This is a genomic window from Microbacterium sp. UBA3394 (assembly GCF_002358725.1).
In the GTDB taxonomy this organism is placed as follows: Bacteria; Actinomycetota; Actinomycetes; order Actinomycetales; family Microbacteriaceae; genus Microbacterium; species Microbacterium luteum.
The window spans coordinates 1-1772 of sequence record NZ_DEPK01000110.1 but is presented as its reverse complement, the minus strand read 5'-3'; the positions used below and the strand labels follow the sequence as shown (position 1 = coordinate 1772).

3 protein-coding genes and 1 pseudogene are annotated in these 1772 nt (G+C 68.2%); all 4 read left to right on the top strand.

Annotation, left to right across the window (positions count from 1 at the left end; all coding sequences use genetic code 11):
* Positions 1-170 precede the first annotated feature (170 nt).
* On the top strand, positions 171-593 hold the full coding sequence (gene rpsP / locus B4E30_RS06780) for a 30S ribosomal protein S16 (protein ID WP_286794184.1): 423 nt from the start codon (positions 171-173) through the stop codon (positions 591-593).
* A gap of 4 nt (positions 594-597) precedes the next feature.
* Positions 598-828, top strand: coding sequence for an RNA-binding protein (locus B4E30_RS06775; RefSeq protein WP_071043200.1), 231 nt, complete (start codon positions 598-600; stop codon positions 826-828).
* Positions 821-1450, top strand: coding sequence for a ribosome maturation factor RimM (rimM, locus tag B4E30_RS06770; protein WP_286794182.1), 630 nt, complete (start codon positions 821-823; stop codon positions 1448-1450). The genes B4E30_RS06775 and rimM overlap by 8 nt, the downstream gene beginning before the upstream one ends.
* Before the next feature lie 7 nt (positions 1451-1457).
* Positions 1458-1772: pseudogene (locus B4E30_RS06765) on the top strand (tRNA (guanosine(37)-N1)-methyltransferase TrmD); the annotation flags it as partial.

Genomic DNA, 1772 nt, shown 5'->3' with positions numbered 1-1772 from the left:
AGCGGCCGTCGGCGCGGTTCGCGACGCCGCGCAGGATCTGGCAGAATAGAGGGTCGGACCCGGCACTCGACCCTCTATCCAGCGCCGTGGACCGTTCCAGAGCTTCCGCCGGGTGTGCACCCCACGCTCCAGGCGATCGGTTCGTTCGCTTTCACTCATTCAGGAGAATTGTGGCTGTCAAGATCCGCCTCAAGCGCCTCGGAAAGATCCGTGCGCCCTATTACCGCATCGTCGTGGCCGACTCGCGCACCAAGCGCGACGGTCGTGTCATCGAAGAGATCGGCAAGTACCACCCGACCGAGGAGCCCTCGTTCATCGAGGTCGACTCCGACCGCGCCCAGTACTGGCTCGGCGTCGGCGCTCAGCCGACCGACCAGGTGCGTGCCATCCTCAAGCTCACGGGCGACTGGGGTCGTCACCAGGGTGACAAGGACGCCGTTTCGACGGTGAAGACCGCCGAGACGAAGGCAGCGTTCGAGGTCGACGCCGACAAGAAGTCGGTCATCAAGCCCAAGGCCGAGAAGAAGGCCGAGGAGCCCGCCGCCGACGCTGCCGAGGACGCCGCGGCGTCCGACGAGTCCGCCGAAGCGTAATTCCGTGCTCGCCGCCGCGCTCGAACACGTCGTCAAGGGGATCGTCGATCACCCCGACGACGTCCGCATCGTCTCATCCTCGTCGTCACGAGGGGATGTCCTCGAGGTGCACGTGCACTCCGATGACCGCGGACGCGTGATCGGGCGCGGCGGACGCACCGCCAAGGCGCTGCGCACGCTCATCACCGCGCTCGCCGATGGCCGCCGCGTGCGGGTCGATGTCGCGGATGACTGACGTGGCACCCTCTGGTGACGCCCGCCCGCCGGTCGGCTCCAAGACGCAGTTGCGCGTCGGTCGCCTCGTCAAGGCGCACGGCCTGAAAGGCGCGCTCAAGCTCGAGCTGTACACCGACGACCCAGACGGACGCTTCGTGCCGGGGGCGACGTTCACCCTCCAGGTTCCCGAGTCCTCGCCCTGGCACGGGAAGCCGCTGACCGTGCGCGAGTTCCGCTGGATGAACTCCCATCCCGTCGCCTTCTTCGAGGGCGTCGACGACCGCACTGCCGCCGAGGAGCTCGTCCGCGCGATTCTGTGGATCGACGAGGCCGCCGCCTCCGACGAAGAGGACGCGTGGTACGACCACCAGCTGGTCGGACTCGACGTCGTGCGAGACGGTGCCGTCGTCGGTCGCGTGGCGCGCGTCGACCACCTGCCGTCGCAGGACCTTCTCGCGGTCCTTCTCGCCGACGAGACGGAAGTGCTCGTTCCGTTCGTCAAGGCCATCGTGCCCGAGGTCGATCTCGCGGCAGGCCGGGTGCGGATCACCCCGCCGGCGGGTCTGTTCGAGGAGCTGCCCCCCGAGGACGACGAGGCACCCGTCGGCGAGGTTCCCGAGGCCAGCACCGAGCAGGAGTGATCGCGGCATGCGCATCGACATCGTCACGATCTTCCCGGCGTTCTTCGATGTGCTCGATGTCTCGCTGATCGGCAAGGCCCGCACGCGAGGACTTCTCGACGTGCGCGTGCACGACCTCCGCTCCTGGACTCGCGATCGTCATCACACCGTCGACGACACCCCTTACGGCGGGGGTGCCGGCATGGTGATGAAGCCGGAGCCGTGGGGTGAGGCGCTCGACGAGATCCTCGAGGAGCGGACCACCCTCATCGTTCCGTCGCCCGCGGGGGAACGCTTCTCGCAGTCTCTCGCTCGCGACCTGTCCGCCGAGGGCCACCTCGCC